Consider the following 15,930-nt stretch of genomic DNA (forward strand, 5'->3'; position numbering starts at 1 on the left):
CCATTGCGCCAAACTTGTGTTGTGTGCAGTTATAATTCATTTATAATTTTAACTCTATCTCCAACCTTTATTGAATTTAGTAAATCTTTTTCGGCGTCAATTTCACCAAATACATCTAATACAGGAATAATTCTCTTATCTTTTTTTAATTCAGATATTAAAGTCGTCATTTTTTCTTGAATATGTTGAACTTTAAAAAAACCTTTAGGAATTTCCAGTTTACCTAAGCTTTGTTTTGTATTTGGGTCAATGATTTCTTCACCTTCTTCGTAAACCAAAAACCTCATAAATGAGTTAATTTCATTTTGAGTTCCTTTATTGATAACAATTTGGTAATTGTCAATCTTTTTTACAATATATATATTCTTGTTATCCATTGTATCTATAATAATTTTTTATAAGAATCGAATCAAGGCTTTCTTTATTGTTATTAAGTAAATTTTTGTATTCAGTCTTATGAAGTCTTACAAAATCTTCGTCAAAATTAACTAATTTAATCTGTGTAAATTTTTCTTGAATGTTTTCGATAAATCCAAGTGCTAATGGGATTTGAAAGTTATTTAAAACATAGTAAATACTTACTGTTTGAGAAAACTCTAAATCATTTGAATTTTCAACTAAAATCATTGAATGTTCTGTAGAAAATTTAATTACTTGAATTTTTGTGTTTAGTTTACTGCTTATTTTTTTTATAAAGTTCGAATACAACGAGTATAGATATTAGCAATAAGAAAGAAAAGAATATTATTGAAGCTGCTAACCATTTTATACTTATAGTCCAATTCCAATCAATAAAAATTGATAGTAAACCAACAACTCCACCAATAATTCCAATAAGAATTGAAACCCCATTTAAAGAAAGGATTTTTTTAAATGTTTCATTTATCATTTTAAGGTATATCGGTTTTCAATAATTGCACACAACGGTTCGGCAGCTTGGCGAAGGAGCGGAAAAGGAAGCGATAAGTTTTCTTTTTGCTCCGAACATTAGCAAAACCGTTTTGTTTTTTGCTAAATTACAAAAAGAAAAGCAAAAACCAAACGGTTTTTGCGGATAGGGAAGACGAAGCGTTCAACTTAGCATTTACTCCGCTCTTTTGCCAAACTGCTTGTTGTGTGCAGTTTTTTATTCTACATTTTTATTCCATTGCATTTTGAACTCTTTTTCTCCAGTGGGTTCGTCAATTGTTTCCTCCAAAATATTGAATCCTTTTGTTTTATAAAAATTAACACTTTTTTGGTTCTTCTGATAAACATTTAGAGTCATTTCAGAACGTAAATCTTTGACATAATCCAAAAGTAAACTTCCTATACCTTTACCTTGTTGCCTCTCATCTACAAAAATAGATGCAATTTGATTTTCAATTAGAGCAACAAATCCCAAAATATTATTCATTTCTTCTGCGACATACACTTCTGAATTTGGAAGATATTTTTCTACCATTAGAATCTTATTCTCAATCCAGTATTTCTCTGGAATAAAACTGTGTGCTGTTAAAGATGTTTTTAGCCACAAATCAGCTAACATTGATACATCTCTGATTTCCATTTTTCTAATTTTCATTGCATTTTATTCTAAAAAGAGATGTGCTGTTAAAGCAGAATTATTCCGATTTTTTTGTACTTCAACTTTATAATTTTCTATTTTAAATTGATTTGATCTTGGTGAGATTTTAGGTAAAATTGTACACAACGTGACGAAGCTTGGCGCATGTGGCGAAAAAATAAAGCCAAAACTTTACGATTAACCAAAACCAAGCAACGTCTTTTTGATTTTTAAATTTAATAATAAAAAATGAAATAGGCGAGTGCGACAAAAAAGAAAACCAACTTAATAGTTTGCCTTTACTTGCCATTGCGCCAAACTTGTGTTACCTGCAGTGTTTTATATTTTTTCAGAATTATGTTTGTCAGAAATCACTGGTTCTGCAAATCCAATTGTTCCGTTATTTTCCAATTCCGTTAATTTTTTAAATATTTCAGTATAATTTTGTTCAAAAGGAATTTCCATTACAAAATAATTCCCTCCAGTTGCTTCGCTATCACATCCTAAATTTTTAAATTCATTACGTAATTTTTGGAAGTCAAGCTTTTCATCCATCATAATTATTTGAATTGTTGAGTTTCCACTTGGTTTAACAACTTTTCTGAAAGTCAAGCGTTCTTCATAATTGTCGTATTCTGCATATATTATATCGCCACAAGAAAATTTTGGTCCATAGAAAGGAATATTATCAATTTTAAAAAGTCCTTTGTTTTCGTCAATTATTTCCGCCCATAAAGTTTCAACAATTTCTTTTTCAAGAACGTCACTGTAATATCTTGTTAAAATTTTTTCAAAATTTCTTTCCATTATACGGTTAGCTGGATAACATTGCAGGTAACGTTTCGAGGCTTTGCGAAGGAGCGGTTTAGGAAGACTAAACTATCAATTTAGCACCAATGTAAGCAAAACCATTTTTTCTATTTGCTAATTTACATTTTAAAAGCAAATAAAAAATGTTTTTGCGGATTAATTGCACGAACCTTGAATTAACCACTTAACCCGCTCTTTTGCAAAACCTTTGTTAGGCGATTGTGCTTCTAATCAGCGCCTTTTATGATTTTTTCGACTTTATCAAATATGCTCTTTTCATAGTTGTCAAAGTTTGATTTAAGTTCTTCGGATTTGGCTTTATTTTCTAAGTTTTCATAATAGTCAAGAACGTTTGAAGGAACACCATAATCGCTTGCTATTCTTCCATAATCGGTCAATGCATTGTATTCAAGTTTAACTAAGAGTCTATCTATGCCAGTAACTTCATCAAATGATTTATTAGTTTCTTGAGATTGGATGAAGCAATACATAATATTAAATACTCCTAGGTATTTGACAACTTGATATTTTAATGTATTATATACAAATTCTGCTGTTTCAGAAATTGCTTTATCAACAGACATACTCGACATTTTATATTTTACAGAGCCTAAAAAGCCACCTGTTAAGTAAAAATGAGTTAAATGAGTTAATGTAGAGTATTCATTAGCTTCACCCTTATAGTCTATCAAGAATTGAAGTTTTTGGTTTTTCACTATGGGACGAATGACTTTCAAAACAACTTGAAAACCATCGTAATCAATATCCATTTTATTATTTATGGTTCTAATTAACACTTTAATATTGTCAATTTCAATATTGGTCAGCTTTTTAAGCTCATCATAAATAGTAATCTTATCAAGTCTGCTCACTACTTTATATAAATTAAAAATTTCATCAGGGATTCCTCTTTTATCTTGCTCTACTTTAATATTCAGCTTTCTAGTTTTGTCAGATTCTGATAGATACTCATCACTCGAATAAAATAAATCAATCTCATCTTTAGGGGCTTGTAAGTCATAATTTTTGTGTTTGATGCCTTCTGGTTCGGCTTCAATTGCTTTCATAAAATCATTTTGAAGCACAATAACTCTGCCTGAATAATGATATAAAAATCTACCTGCTCTTCCCGCAATATTTTTAGCATCAAACTTTTTTAATTCTTTATCTCCTTTTTTGCTATGTAATACAATTAAGTTCTTAGCCGATGTATTAACTCCTTCAGTAATAGTTGTTGTGGATATGAGAGTGTTTAAGTAGCTATTATTAAAGAGTGAAATAATTTCTTTTTGAATGTATTTTGGAACTAATCCATGGTGTATTCCAATTCCTTTCTGTAGCGATTTTACAACTACCCAATCTTTATTAAAGTTTTTAGAAATATGGGTAATAAAATCTGAATAATCTGTGTGTGAATGTTCTTCAAAAGCACCTGAATCTAAGATGTTTTTAGCATAATTTTCCGTATATGCTCTTGTAGAGCAATAAATAATAGAATTTTCATTAATTGATTTTATTTGTTTTAGTATTTCTATTAGCCTCTCGTTTTTGCCAGTTGTTTGAAAATCAAATTGAAGTTGGTTATCGACTTTAATTTGTCTTCTTGTTTTGATATTATTGTAAGTCTTGCTTACAATTTCAAATTGATTATAATTTAATAGACCAATCTGATTTTTAGAGAGAAAATTGTCGAATGAATTGTTGTAGCCATTTTTTTGCATGTCGTAAAATTCAATATAAGGACCAGCAAGAAGAACATCTACATTTTTGTCTAATGCATAGAAAACAGATAATCTATAGGCAACATCTCTTTCGTTTTCTTTGATTTCTTCATCTAATAAATATTCGTTCTGATTCTCCGCAAACACACCTAATATTTTTAGTATATTAGCGCTCAAAAAGCAGGGATTATGAACATATTCAGTTTTACGGCTCATTTCGGTTCGGAGGAAGATTGTCGTTTGCATTTCAAGGAGCAGCGTGATAAGGAAGGGGTTGTCTGCAAGCGATGCGGGGGCACTTCCCATTATTGGTTACAGGGTAAATGGAGTTATGAATGCAAAGGTTGCCGTTTCCGCACCTCGTTGCGCAGCGGTACGATCATGGAGAGCTCCAAGCTGCCGTTTCTGGTGTGGTACAAAACGATGTTCCTGATGAGTTGCACAAAAAAGGGATTCTCCACCAACGAACTCCAGAAGCAATTAGGATTGAAGCGTTACGAACCGGTATGGGCGATGGTACACAAACTCCGCAGGGCGATGGGCAACCGGGATGCAAGGTATACACTGGAAGGGATGATAGAACTGGATGAGGGTTACTTTTCGGTGGCCAGTAAGGAAATCGAGCGAGGCAAGGGTACACGTGGCCGGGGAGCCGAGGGAAAGCAGAACGTTGCGGTGATGGCCGAAAGCACCCCGTTGGAAGATATCGAAACGGGCAAAAAGGAGAAGCATGTGCGTTATTTCAAGGCCAGGGTACTGGATAGCCATCAAAGTGAAGGAATCAACGGCGTGGTCAGGGACTGCATGGAGGATGATGCCATCGTATTTTCGGACAAAAGCACTTCTTACGTTGACATCTCCGATCTGGTGGAATTGCACGTCACCGAGAAATCAGACGCCAAAACCACCAAGGAAACACTCAAATGGGTGCATATCGCAATCAGTAATGCAAAACGGACATTGCTGGGCAACTACCATAAAATCAAAAGGAAATACTTACAGTTGTATCTCAACGAGTTTATTTACAAATTAAACAGACGGTATTTTGGAGACAAACTCTTTGACAGACTAGTAATTGCGAATATAACAGGTGCATAAACGGATAATCAGAATATTCGTTGTCAATTTTGTATATTTCATCAATGAATGCAAAATTAAAAGCTATTGTATTTGGGTTTTTCTCTTTGAAAGATAAAAAACGCTCGGGAGTGTAAATGAACATATTATTAGTTCCAAACTCTGTTACCTCGCTTAAAGTATGAATGTTATATTTTTCTCTAAAATATAAGTATGATTCTTCTGAAATAAGTTTTTCTAGATTTTCAGATAGTAATGCAATTGTAGGGAAAATTAAAACCACATTTGTATAATTCATCTTTTTGATGATTTCAAAAACAATATGTGTTTTTCCAAAAGATGTACTAGCTGAAAGAAAATATCTATTTGCTTTGCCTAGTTCAAATAGATTTAAAATATCCATTTGATACCTGTGAACTTTTTTTGTTTCTGATGTATGTAAAGTGCTTTCGTATAAGAGAGAGGCAAATGTATTTAAATTGAAATTTTCTATCTCTGTTTTTTGATTAAAACTATCTAATAAATCATAGTAATGAGGTATTCCTGAGGCATTGGATAAATATTTGAGAAACATTAAATCCGACTGATTTAAATTGTCCGATTTTATAATATCAAAATAATCACAGACTGACTTTACCAATGATTCATTGGTAATCTGTTTCGTGTTGAATCTATTAAGCTGTTTTAGGACATAAGTGGTTTCTTCGATTCTATCCATTTTATTACATCTTCTTTTATTAGTTTAACATCTTTCATCGGAATTAAAATGAAAAATATTGAATATGGAATTGACAGACTATAGCTAGTTGATGTATATTCACTTTGAATATGTGTCGGAATATTTTTTATACTATCATCATATCCTGTCGCATCTTCTTCATATAATAACATCACAGGATAAACTAACTTCATATTATGTTGTTTGATTTCCTCAATTATTGACAGATATGGGTTTTCCTTCCAGTCATTTATTACGGTTTCAATTTTTGAACCCTTATATTGAAGATTATTTACTTCATTGGAAATAGCGAAAACATTGGCTTGTAGGTAATCATCTGAAATAGCTTTGCTTATATTCTTAAACACACTTTTTATTCCACTTTTATAATCCTTATGGAATTTAACTTCTCCAAACCATAACTCAGTTTGTCCATTATTTTCAACCAAGTGATAGGAGTCATATCCTTTTGTCTCTGAATTTTCTAGAGGATTATAAAAATACCCTCTTGCGATGAGTGGTTTTGACTTGAAAAGTGAATATAGTACGCTAAATAAAACGACTTCTCCTAAAAATCCGTATTTGATTTTTGTCCCTAAATCGGCAGTAGAATTGTATTTTAATCGAGTTTGTAGGGCAATAAAATGTAATTTGTCAAAGTCTTTATTTTCTATTTCAAATTCATTAAAACAATATTCTAAAATAGAATTATAAATAATTTCAGCAAAGTCATTATTATTGGTAGTTTTAAAACATTTGTCGTCATCAATAGAAAATATGGTTTTTGAAACTCCAGTCGTAGAATTTGGTAAATCATATTGATGAATTATTGTATTTTCAATTAAATCAAGTAGAGTTTTTCTCATTCAGGAGTTTATTGGTTTCTAATATGACGTTGGTTCATAGCATATCGCCTAACGTTGGACGTATTGGCGAAGTTGCGAGAAAATATAGATAACAGTTGCGTTTAGTTATGCTCGCAATTTTGCCAATACGATGTTGTACGAAGTTTTTACTTGAACAGTTTTGGACTCCTTTCCATATAAAATAAGTTTAAATTATTGCGCTAAATCCCCGATTTGCGAACGTCATTTAAACTTATGTTTGGTAAATATAAGAATCTTGTTGTTTTAAATTAATGAAAAACAGTCAATTACTTGACTTTGTCATTTTTTTTCATTAAATTGTCTAAGCTTTTTAGCGTTTCGCTTTGAAAACGAGTTTTCAGCAAAATCTTTTGCAAAGCTTAGCAGGCAAAATAATCCTTATTTTTTGCCTTTAAAACAACTCCTTCTTATTAAAATTACCAAACTTTTATTCGGAAAGTACGTCCTAAAATTGCGTACAACGGGCTGCGGCTTGGCGACAGTGCGGGCTTGAATTGAGCGAAAGTTCAATTCAGTCCGAAACTGAGCCAAAGCTGTGAGTCTTTTGGTAAATTTAATAAAAAAACAAAAGCAAACAGCTTTTGGCGGATAAATAGGCGAGAAGTTCAATTTAGCACTTAACCCCGCATTTTGCCAAGCCGATGTTAGCTGTAGTATGATTTTAATTCATAAGTTCTTCGTTTAAAATCTTGTAGTTTTCATCATCAAAACTAACTAGAATAACATTTTCTATAATATTATCTGTTTCTAAATATTTAGAAATTGTTTGAATTGCAATTTTTGCAGCTCTTTCTTTCGGAAATTTATAAATCCCTGTACTTATTGAAGGAAAAGCAATTGTTTTACAATTATTTTGAGTTGCAAGTTTTAAGACATTTAGATAACAATTTTCAAGTTTCTCGTCTTCATTTTTTAATCCATTATTCCAAACTGGTCCGACAGTATGAATTACAAAATTTGCATTTAATTTTCCAGCCGTTGTTATAACAGCTTCACCAACTTTACAACCACCTTGTTTTGCTATTATTTTTCGACAATCTTCTAAAATTTGGTTTCCACCAGCTCTGTGAATTGCTCCATCAACTCCTCCGCCACCTAAAAGTGAAGTATTTGCAGCATTAACTATTGCATCGACTTCAATTTTTGTGATATCTCCTTTTATAATTTCTATTTTGCGGTTTGATGTTTTCATATTACAGCTAACGTGACGAAGCTTGGCGCATGTGGCGAAAAATAAAGCCAAAACTTTACGATTAACCATAACTAAGCAACGCCTTTTTGATTTTTAAATTTAATAATAAAAAATGAAATAGGCGAGTGCGACAAAAAAGAAAACCAACTTCGAGATTTGCATTAACTAGCCATTGCGCCAAACTTGTGTTACATGCAGTACTTTTTATATATAATAATTCCTAAAAATATTACAGTTACAATTGCGATAATACAATTTGTAATTACATCGTAACGAAATTTAGGGAGTTTATGATCTGGATAATTAACATTCCAATAGCCTTCGTTTGCAGATTCTAACAGAATTTTAGGAGTTATTCCAATATGTTTTACTCTATCTTTTGGAGTTTTAAATAACAAACCTCCAATTCCTCGATAAGCTTCTTCGTGTTGATGAAAATACCACAAATAGTTTTTCATATTGACGTTAAATTCTAAAGAATATTTTTCTAAAAAATCAGAAATATCATCGCCTGTAATTCTAATATCTTCTTCTAAATCAGTATCAGCATGTACTTTTATTGATGGTGAAATTTCTTTATTGATAAATAAAATTATGTCTTCAATTTTATACATCTCTTTTGATTTAGTATTGCATGTAACGTCCCGCAGCTTGGCGAAGTAGCGAAGAAAAAATTCACAAACTTCAAAAAATGCCAAAACTGAGCAACGCATTTTTATTTTTTAAATTTAATTGATTGAAAAATAAAAATATCGATTGCGACAAAAAAATAAACAAACATTAATTTTTGCCTTAACTCGCTATTTTGCCAAACTGGTGTTGTGCGTTCGCTTTATTGTCTAATAATGATTGCTTCAATGTTTTTGTTGTCGTCAATAGCAAAACTCTTATCAATCTTTTTCTTGTATTTAGTTTTGTCGTCCTTTGTTAGATTTAAAATTTCAGTCCTGTTTTTTGCAATGATTGTGTCTTTAGGCGTCATTATTTTCACGTAGTCGGTTGCTAAATCGTTCTCTTTGATTTTAGCGTTAAAAAGAAGGGGACCAAAAGTCGCCAAAAGTGTGAACGAACTGTCAGCAGGTATTTTGTATTCCTTAGCGTTAGATAAAATGTCAACAGTGTCTGCCAATGAAGTGCGTTTGAAAACTGGCAATTCAGGTTTTGTTTGAACAGTTATCTCTTGACCTGTCTTGTTATAAACAGTTAAAATCTTAAAACCTTCGCAACTACTAAGTAAAGTCGCTAATGTCAAAAGTAAGATAGTGTAATTTGTATGGATTTTTGCTTTCATATTTTTAAAAACAGGACTAGTCAATACTTGAAGTGCTTCGAATTCACTTTCAAAAGTGACGCACAACGTGACGAAGCTTGGCGCATGTGGCGAAAAAATAAAGCCGAAACTTTACGATTAACCAAGACTAAGCAACGCCTTTTTGATTTTTAAATTTAATAATAAAAAATGAAATAGGCGAGTGCGACAAAAAAGTAAACCAACTTAATAGTTTGCCTTTACTTGCCATTGCGCCAAACTTGTGTTGTAAGCAGTTTAATTTATTAGTCTATTTTTAAAAGCTTCAAAAAGCACTTTATTTTTTCTCAGATTATTCTTTTCAAAATTTAAACTATCACTTATCCTATATGCAAAACTTTTTATTTCATTGTTATTTTTATGTTCTAGATACTTATAATAACTAATTTGATATGTATTTGATTGAAATTTAGACATTGAGCCTGTTAAATAACCGCTCAAAATAATTTTACCATTATGACACAATACAAATTGTTTTCCAAAATAATTTGAATTTCTCCATTTTGGAATTGAATTATAAATCTTTTCAGCTACGCTTTTATTAAAATGTATTTCTGAATTTTCAAAATCAAAGCCAATTATTTCAGAATCATTTATAAAAGGTTTCTCTTCTAAATCTTTTTGTTCAGCTAAAAAATGTCCCAAAAAAATAGGCTTATTTTTGATAGTATCAATTCTAATTTCTTCTCCGTAATTTTCAAGTACATTATTAATTATTGTACTATCCTTTATTGCAACTCTTAAAGGAACTCCGTCATAACTTTCTATTTTATTTTTTGTCAAATAAATCTCAATAACATCTTTTTTTTCTTCACAAGAAATGAAAAATATAAAAATCAGGAATATTATTTTTAGTTTTTGACTTTTCATAAATTGCTTACAACGGTTCGGGGCTTTGCGAAGTGGCGGTAAATCGAAGACGAAAGTTTCGATTTAGACGACAAGTAGCAAAAGCCAATTTCTATCTGCTAAATTAAGAAAAAAAGCCAATAAAATTGGCTTTTGCGGATTACGAAGCACAAACTTTCAACTTAGACGAAACCCCGCCATTTTGCAAAACCCTTGTTAGTGGCAGTTCTATTCTTTTGACTCCTTTATATTTAACCAATCTGGGGCTTTTAAATCACTTATACCTTTAATAAATTCAATTCTATATGCTAAAGCACTTCCTTCGTGTTTAATTTCAATTTCGCTTTCAATAATTTTTATATTGTCTGTAGTTACATTTAACACCTCTTCTTTGGCAGGTTGATTTAATAATGTTTCACCAGCTTTAGCACCAGACATTCTACAAGCATAAACAACAGGTATACCTACAACAGTTAAATCATTTCTTGAATTAACAAGAGTCACATTACCATAATCGATACCAATTCCGAGACCTACATCTTTAATAAAAACATTAAAACATTCTCTTGACTCATTGTAATGTTCATTAAAAATTTTATGACATTCTTCAGCTGCAATTAAAGCTCTTATAATTGCAGAGTCTCCGCTGTAAAATTTTGGAAAAAAAGCTAAAATACCATCTCCAGTAAACTTGTCAAAAATTCCAAAATTATTAAGAATAACCTCTGAAAGTTTTCTACTTAATTCAGTTATAAATTTTGAGAAAAGTTCTGGTTTCCGAGCTTTCAACATAAGTTCAGTTGATCTTCTAATATCTATTGAAACAACAACAGCTTCACAGCTTTTTGCATCTTCAAAAAGTGCTTTAAATTTGTCATCACCAAATAATTTTTCTCTAGCATCTTGACAAATTCTTGGTAGAATGTGATTTATTTTTTCTTTTTCTGTAAGTTCTTTTTTTAAATCCTTTAATTCTTGGATTTTTGTTTCTTTGTCTGTTGTTACTTTATCAATATCAATTAAAGCGTTACGCAATTTTCTTCTCAATTCATTAATTTCGTCTTCTAAGTTTAGTCTTTTTTCAAATGATTCATCATCTGTAAACCCAAAAAATTTATTTTTTTTAAGTTTAATTTCTTTTAAATTTTCAGTTTCATTAATGTCTTTACTGAATATTTCGAAGAAATTGTCTATATCGATTATTTTTTCCTTATTTTCAGTTAAGATTATTTTCTGAATTCTATCGCGATTTGTATTATTTTTATAGTTCTTAGGATTATCCTTTGAGTTTTCTTCCATAATTATTTGTTTGGTTTTGAAAAGAATTGCCACTAACGTGACGAAGCTTGGCGCATGTGGCGAAAAAATAAAGCTAAAACTTTACGATTAACCAAAACTAAGCAACGTCTTTTTGATTTTTAAATTTAATAATAAAAAATGAAATAGGCGAGTGCGATAAAAAAGAAAACCAACTTCGAGATTTGCCTTTACTCGCCATTGCGCCAAACTTATGTTAGTGGCAGTTTTTATTGTAATTATTTCGTATTTTCCGCTTTAGGTTTTGTATAAATTTTCGGAAAATCAATTTTCCATTTATTTTCTTTTGAATTCCACATTAAATACGGTCCATCGAAACCTTCAAGAAAAATAATTTCAAATTCGTCAATTCCATTAGATTCATAACTTGGAGTTGTTCCTAACATTTTAGTTTTAAAACCAATTTTTTCCAAAGTTTTCCAATCGTCATTCTCCGGCAGCTTACCATATTCAATTTTATAAGAATTAATATTTTCGATTAATTTATTTCCAAAATTTATATCTGATTTTCTAGTTACTTCAAATGGTAAAATCCAATATATAATAAGTGAAACAATCGACAATAAAATTATAGATATTAGAATGTAAACTACTTTTTTCAATTGCGTGTAAGGTTTGGTAAAATTGCCACTAACGTTTTTGGGCTTGGCGTCAGTGGCGGAAATTAAAGCGAAAAGTTTCAATTTAGCGACACCGTAAGCAAAAGCCAATTAATTGATTAAATTTAAGAAAAAAGTCAATATAATTGGCTTTTTGCGAAATAGAAAGCTGAAACTTCAATTTTAGCCTTAACCCGCCATTGCGCCAAACCCTTGTTAGCTGACGTAGTTCTTTAACCAATTTTCAAGGTTATTGTAATTTATTATGTTTTTATCTCTTGTAATAACAGGGAATCTGGAAATCACGAAATGTTCAATATCTGTAATATTAAGTTTATCAATTAATAAATTTTCTCTTTTTTTCTCCTTTAAAATTGCTTTTTCATAATATTTACACAATCTTCTATTTAAGTTAGCTATTATTTTGTAATTTTTGTTAACATCACAAATATTGTAATAATTATTTTTACACTGAAAGTTATAAATTTTATTATTTTTTATAGTAACCACATCAAATTCCTTTCTATTTATTCTAGTAATTTTAGTATCAATGAATCCGTTATTTTCTAAAATTTCACTGATTCTATTTTCAAATATAAATCCTGAATTTATTTGGAATTTCTTATTTGATAACAAATCATTTAGAATTAAATTATATGCATATCTATTTAGTAGAACAACAGTGGTGTAATATTTATTATTTGACTTTTGAAATGGTGATACAGAATTAAGAATTTCAAAATAATCACTAGATTCATCATAGAGTTTTAAATCTTTAACTTGTTCTTGAATTGGATTGAAATCATCTTGCTCTATTACAATGTGATAATCATCAATTATAAATCTTGCAACATTTTGAAATAGAATGTTTAAATATTCTAAATTTTTATTATTCTCAACGTCATATTTTTTAAATGCTGATGACAATAATGCCATTGTATCTACAATTTCATTAAAAGAAAAAATCTTTTTGGGATTTTTACCTAATAAACCGTCAATTGTAATATTTTCTTTTCTTAATTCTAATTGGTCTATTAAAGATAATCTTTGAGGATTCAGAAAAAAAAGTTCTAATTGATTAAATTTAAAGTTACCTTCACCTTTTTTAACATCAAATTCCATTTCAAAATCAGATAAAGAATTGTTTATTATTAGGTTGTGATATGATGTTGTTATGTTTACAAGACAACTATCTATTATTTGTAAAAAATCGTTAAGAAGATCTTTAAATGAAGATTCTTTAATTCCTTTTGCAATTTTTGGTATTAAAAATAATGTTGAAACAAGATATATTCGTCTTGATTGAAGAAAATCTATACTACAACTAACATTTTGAAGATTTAAAGAACTTCCTGAATTTTCATAATAATTATGATTAATAAATGCTTTATGTATAGCAGATGTCATCATAATTAATTGAATGTATCTATTTGCAACTTCATTATCAAATCTACTTGATAAAAATGTTTTTACCCTATTTATAGAAATTAAACTATTGTCTAAATCATCAAAGTTAATATGTGATTGAAGAAAAATTTTAAGCTCATCACAATTTTTCACTTCTATTGGTATATTAATAATTTCGTCAACACAACGAATTAATTCTTTCCAATTATTGAATAAACTTATTGGTTCATATTCTGAAATTTTGTCATAGAATACTTTAAGATGGTAGTCAATACTATTTTCCAGAAAAGTATTTAATTCGTCTGATTCTAAAATTCCTTGTGGGAGTTTCATTTGTAGGGTTGTTTTTTACTATGTCAGCTAACGGTTTGGGTATTGCCGAAGGCGGGGAAATCGAAGCTGAAAGTTCGATTTTGCACCGAGGCTAGCCAAAACGAATTTATATAAGATAAATTTAAGAAAAAAAACGAATATAATTCGTTTTTGGCGGTGATAAAAGCACAAACTTTGAATTTAGCACTTTAGCCCCGCTTTTGGCAATACTTTGTTAGCTGCAGTTGTTATTAATTTTTTCATATACTTTTGGATTATATAATTCCATATAAATTTCGGGATGTGGAATTTTAACGAATCCATATTTTTCGTAAAGCCAATCTGCTGTTGAAGTTAATAGTATCCATCTTCTCAAACCTTGTAAATTTGGATGTTCCATTATAAAGTCCATCAATTTTTTAGAAATTCCATTTCCTCGATGTTTATTCAATAAATAAACGTCACCTAAATATGCAATTGTTGAGAAATCCGAAATTATTCTTGCAAAGCCAATCTGATTTTCCTTATGATATATTCCAAAATTTAGTGAGTTATCTATTGATATTTTTACTTTCTCCAATGGAATTCCATCACTCCAACCAGAATGATTTGATAGAAAGTCATGAATCGCATTTAAGTCTAGTTTATTTTTATCTGTAGAAATTAAATATTCTCCAAATCTTGTTTCAATATTTTGCATCTTTAGTAATACGAATTTTTTTGTACAATTGCAGCTAACGGTTCGGGGCTTTGCGAAGTGGCGGTAAATCGAAGCGAAAAGTTTCGATTTAGACGACACGTAGCAAAAGCCAATTTCTATTTGCTAATTTATGAAAAAAAGCCAATAAAATTGGCTTTTTGCGGATTACGAAGCCGAAACTTTCAACTTAGACGAAAACCCGCCATTTTGCAAAACCCTTGTTGGCAGTAGTTATTTTTTTATGATTATTGGTTTAAGTTTATAATTTTTAGGCAAGTTTATAAAGTCTTTTTCAGTTAATATATATTCATCTTTAAATTCTTTGCTAAAATTTATTCTGTATCTAATTCTTGAATATGAAAATCCAATTTCTCCATATTTTGAATTTTCGGGCATTAAGGTTTTACTTAATGTATTCAAATCGTCAAGTTCGATACTTCTTTTAATTTCTTCATTCAGCTTTGCAAATTCAAAATTATCAGGTGCTAAACCTCCTAAATAAGTTGTAATTTCGCCAAATTCATTTCGTTCAGTTTTTGCTATATTTTTAACTAATTGTTCTATAACAATATATTTTTGGTCATTAAATTCAGCAACTCTTACTATTAAGCTTTCCTCAAGTATAATTTTAGGCTGAACATTAATCTTAATTTGGTTTGTCACATATTTTTTTCCATTAAATTCAAATTCAAATGGACCAACTTTATTTAAACCAACTTTATTAAATACTATTACTCTTTCAAAATCATCAGATTGCATACCGTGAACAGAAGTTGAACGTGTCAATTCTATTTCAGAGCCTAATTTCTCTTGTATGTTGTCTTTTAAAAAGTCAATATTTATTGAAAACAAAACACTTTCTCCAACTCTTGGTTCTGGATTATCAATTCCTATTTTTAGATTGTTTTGACAAAATGCGTTAAGATTAAAAATAATTAAGATTAAAAATGTAAATTTCTTCATTTTCGGGATTTTATAATTACTGCCAACGTTGGACGTATTGGCGAAGTTGCGAGAAAATATAGATAACAGTTGCGTTTAGTTATGCTCGCAATTTTGCCAATACGATGTTGTACGAAGTTTTTACTTGAACAGTTTTGGACTCCTTTCCATATAAAATAAGTTTAAATTATTGCGCTAAATCCCCGATTTGCGAACGTCATTTAAACTTATCTTTGGTAAATATAAGAATCTTGTTGTTTTAAATTAATGAAAAACAGTCAATTACTTGACTTTGTCATTTTTTTTCATTAACTTGTCTAAGCTTTTTAGCGTTTCGCTTTGAAAACGAGTTTTCAGCAAAATCTTTTGCAAAGCTTAGCAGGCAAAATAATCCTTATTTTTTGCCTTTAAAACAACTCCTTCTTATTAAAATTACCAAACTTTTATTCGGAAAGTACGTCCTAAAATTGCGTACAACGTGACGAAGCTTGGCGCATGTGACGAAAAAATAAAGTCGAAACTTTACAATTAACCAAAACTAAGC

General features: G+C 30.0%; 18 protein-coding genes. 1 reads left to right on the plus strand and 17 read right to left on the minus strand.

Annotated features, from left to right (window positions below; all coding sequences use genetic code 11):
- Nucleotides 1–29: 29 nt before the first annotated feature.
- The 6 genes from HW119_RS11315 to HW119_RS11340 form a co-directional block, all read right to left on the minus strand.
- Nucleotides 30–377 carry a hypothetical protein gene (locus HW119_RS11315; RefSeq protein WP_177764460.1) on the minus strand — a complete coding sequence of 116 codons (348 nt, stop codon included), beginning with the start codon at nt 375–377 and terminating at the stop codon, nt 30–32.
- Nucleotides 370–627: a hypothetical protein gene (locus tag HW119_RS11320; RefSeq protein WP_177764462.1), complete on the minus strand. Its 258-nt coding sequence runs from the start codon at nt 625–627 to the stop codon at nt 370–372. Before HW119_RS11320 ends, HW119_RS11315 begins: the two co-directional genes overlap by 8 nt.
- Before the next feature lie 46 nt (nt 628–673).
- Nucleotides 674–889, minus strand: a complete 216-nt coding sequence (locus tag HW119_RS11325) for a hypothetical protein (RefSeq protein ID WP_177764464.1) — start codon at nt 887–889, stop codon at nt 674–676.
- Between the two features lie 237 nt (nt 890–1,126).
- Complete coding sequence (locus tag HW119_RS11330; RefSeq protein WP_177764466.1) at nt 1,127–1,564, minus strand: N-acetyltransferase; 438 nt, start codon at nt 1,562–1,564, stop codon at nt 1,127–1,129.
- Nucleotides 1,565–1,885: 321 nt separating this feature from the next.
- Nucleotides 1,886–2,353: a DUF4265 domain-containing protein gene (locus HW119_RS11335; protein WP_177764468.1), complete on the minus strand. Its 468-nt coding sequence runs from the start codon at nt 2,351–2,353 to the stop codon at nt 1,886–1,888.
- Between the two features lie 230 nt (nt 2,354–2,583).
- Nucleotides 2,584–4,254: a helicase-related protein gene (locus HW119_RS11340; RefSeq protein ID WP_177764470.1), complete on the minus strand. Its 1,671-nt coding sequence runs from the start codon at nt 4,252–4,254 to the stop codon at nt 2,584–2,586.
- Nucleotides 4,255–4,266: 12 nt separating this feature from the next.
- Between HW119_RS11340 and HW119_RS11345 the strand changes: the two genes are divergently transcribed.
- Nucleotides 4,267–5,175: an IS1595-like element ISBbi1 family transposase gene (locus tag HW119_RS11345; protein WP_005807145.1), complete on the plus strand. Its 909-nt coding sequence runs from the start codon at nt 4,267–4,269 to the stop codon at nt 5,173–5,175.
- Here HW119_RS11345 and HW119_RS11350 read toward each other — a convergent pair.
- The 11 genes from HW119_RS11350 to HW119_RS11400 all read right to left on the minus strand — a co-directional run bounded on the left by HW119_RS11350 (nt 5,096) and on the right by HW119_RS11400 (nt 15,407).
- A complete protein-coding gene (locus HW119_RS11350) occupies nt 5,096–5,872 on the minus strand; it encodes a DEAD/DEAH box helicase (protein WP_177764472.1) in 777 nt (258 codons plus the stop codon). The genes HW119_RS11345 and HW119_RS11350 overlap by 80 nt on opposite strands.
- Nucleotides 5,839–6,738, minus strand: coding sequence for a DUF1837 domain-containing protein (locus tag HW119_RS11355; RefSeq protein WP_177764474.1), 900 nt, complete (start codon nt 6,736–6,738; stop codon nt 5,839–5,841). The genes HW119_RS11350 and HW119_RS11355 overlap by 34 nt, the downstream gene beginning before the upstream one ends.
- 682 nt (nt 6,739–7,420) lie before the next feature.
- Nucleotides 7,421–7,951: an O-acetyl-ADP-ribose deacetylase gene (locus HW119_RS11360; protein ID WP_177764476.1), complete on the minus strand. Its 531-nt coding sequence runs from the start codon at nt 7,949–7,951 to the stop codon at nt 7,421–7,423.
- Nucleotides 7,952–8,139: 188 nt separating this feature from the next.
- On the minus strand, nt 8,140–8,565 hold the full coding sequence (locus HW119_RS11365) for a DUF1493 family protein (protein WP_177764478.1): 426 nt from the start codon (nt 8,563–8,565) through the stop codon (nt 8,140–8,142).
- A 218-nt stretch (nt 8,566–8,783) separates the two neighbouring features.
- Nucleotides 8,784–9,242, minus strand: coding sequence for a hypothetical protein (locus tag HW119_RS11370; RefSeq protein WP_177764480.1), 459 nt, complete (start codon nt 9,240–9,242; stop codon nt 8,784–8,786).
- Between the two features lie 255 nt (nt 9,243–9,497).
- A complete protein-coding gene (locus tag HW119_RS11375) occupies nt 9,498–10,043 on the minus strand; it encodes a hypothetical protein (protein WP_177764482.1) in 546 nt (181 codons plus the stop codon).
- Nucleotides 10,044–10,337: 294 nt separating this feature from the next.
- The gene (locus tag HW119_RS11380; RefSeq protein ID WP_177764484.1) at nt 10,338–11,408 is read right to left on the minus strand and encodes an adenylate/guanylate cyclase domain-containing protein; all 1,071 of its coding nucleotides are present in this window, start codon (nt 11,406–11,408) and stop codon (nt 10,338–10,340) included.
- A gap of 236 nt (nt 11,409–11,644) precedes the next feature.
- A complete protein-coding gene (locus tag HW119_RS11385; protein WP_177764429.1) occupies nt 11,645–12,028 on the minus strand; it encodes a hypothetical protein in 384 nt (127 codons plus the stop codon).
- Between the two features lie 213 nt (nt 12,029–12,241).
- The gene (locus HW119_RS11390; RefSeq protein ID WP_177764486.1) at nt 12,242–13,765 is read right to left on the minus strand and encodes a hypothetical protein; all 1,524 of its coding nucleotides are present in this window, start codon (nt 13,763–13,765) and stop codon (nt 12,242–12,244) included.
- 214 nt (nt 13,766–13,979) lie between these two features.
- Nucleotides 13,980–14,444, minus strand: coding sequence for a GNAT family N-acetyltransferase (locus HW119_RS11395; protein WP_177764488.1), 465 nt, complete (start codon nt 14,442–14,444; stop codon nt 13,980–13,982).
- Between the two features lie 231 nt (nt 14,445–14,675).
- On the minus strand, nt 14,676–15,407 hold the full coding sequence (locus HW119_RS11400) for a hypothetical protein (protein ID WP_177764490.1): 732 nt from the start codon (nt 15,405–15,407) through the stop codon (nt 14,676–14,678).
- Nucleotides 15,408–15,930: the final 523 nt, after the last annotated feature.

This window comes from Flavobacterium sp. I3-2 (assembly GCF_013389595.1).
In the GTDB taxonomy this organism is placed as follows: Bacteria; Bacteroidota; Bacteroidia; order Flavobacteriales; family Flavobacteriaceae; genus Flavobacterium.

Coding starts and splice junctions, on each gene's coding strand:
- HW119_RS11315 (WP_177764460.1), bottom strand. CDS start 377: ATGGATAACAAGAATATATATATTGTAAAAAAGATTGACAATTACCAA.
- HW119_RS11320 (WP_177764462.1), bottom strand. CDS start 627: ATGATTTTAGTTGAAAATTCAAATGATTTAGAGTTTTCTCAAACAGTA.
- HW119_RS11325 (WP_177764464.1), bottom strand. CDS start 889: ATGATAAATGAAACATTTAAAAAAATCCTTTCTTTAAATGGGGTTTCA.
- HW119_RS11330 (WP_177764466.1), bottom strand. CDS start 1,564: ATGAAAATTAGAAAAATGGAAATCAGAGATGTATCAATGTTAGCTGAT.
- HW119_RS11335 (WP_177764468.1), bottom strand. CDS start 2,353: ATGGAAAGAAATTTTGAAAAAATTTTAACAAGATATTACAGTGACGTT.
- HW119_RS11345 (WP_005807145.1), top strand. CDS start 4,267: ATGAACATATTCAGTTTTACGGCTCATTTCGGTTCGGAGGAAGATTGT.
- HW119_RS11350 (WP_177764472.1), bottom strand. CDS start 5,872: ATGGATAGAATCGAAGAAACCACTTATGTCCTAAAACAGCTTAATAGA.
- HW119_RS11355 (WP_177764474.1), bottom strand. CDS start 6,738: ATGAGAAAAACTCTACTTGATTTAATTGAAAATACAATAATTCATCAA.
- HW119_RS11360 (WP_177764476.1), bottom strand. CDS start 7,951: ATGAAAACATCAAACCGCAAAATAGAAATTATAAAAGGAGATATCACA.
- HW119_RS11365 (WP_177764478.1), bottom strand. CDS start 8,565: ATGTATAAAATTGAAGACATAATTTTATTTATCAATAAAGAAATTTCA.
- HW119_RS11370 (WP_177764480.1), bottom strand. CDS start 9,242: ATGAAAGCAAAAATCCATACAAATTACACTATCTTACTTTTGACATTA.
- HW119_RS11380 (WP_177764484.1), bottom strand. CDS start 11,408: ATGGAAGAAAACTCAAAGGATAATCCTAAGAACTATAAAAATAATACA.
- HW119_RS11390 (WP_177764486.1), bottom strand. CDS start 13,765: ATGAAACTCCCACAAGGAATTTTAGAATCAGACGAATTAAATACTTTT.
- HW119_RS11395 (WP_177764488.1), bottom strand. CDS start 14,444: ATGCAAAATATTGAAACAAGATTTGGAGAATATTTAATTTCTACAGAT.
- HW119_RS11400 (WP_177764490.1), bottom strand. CDS start 15,407: ATGAAGAAATTTACATTTTTAATCTTAATTATTTTTAATCTTAACGCA.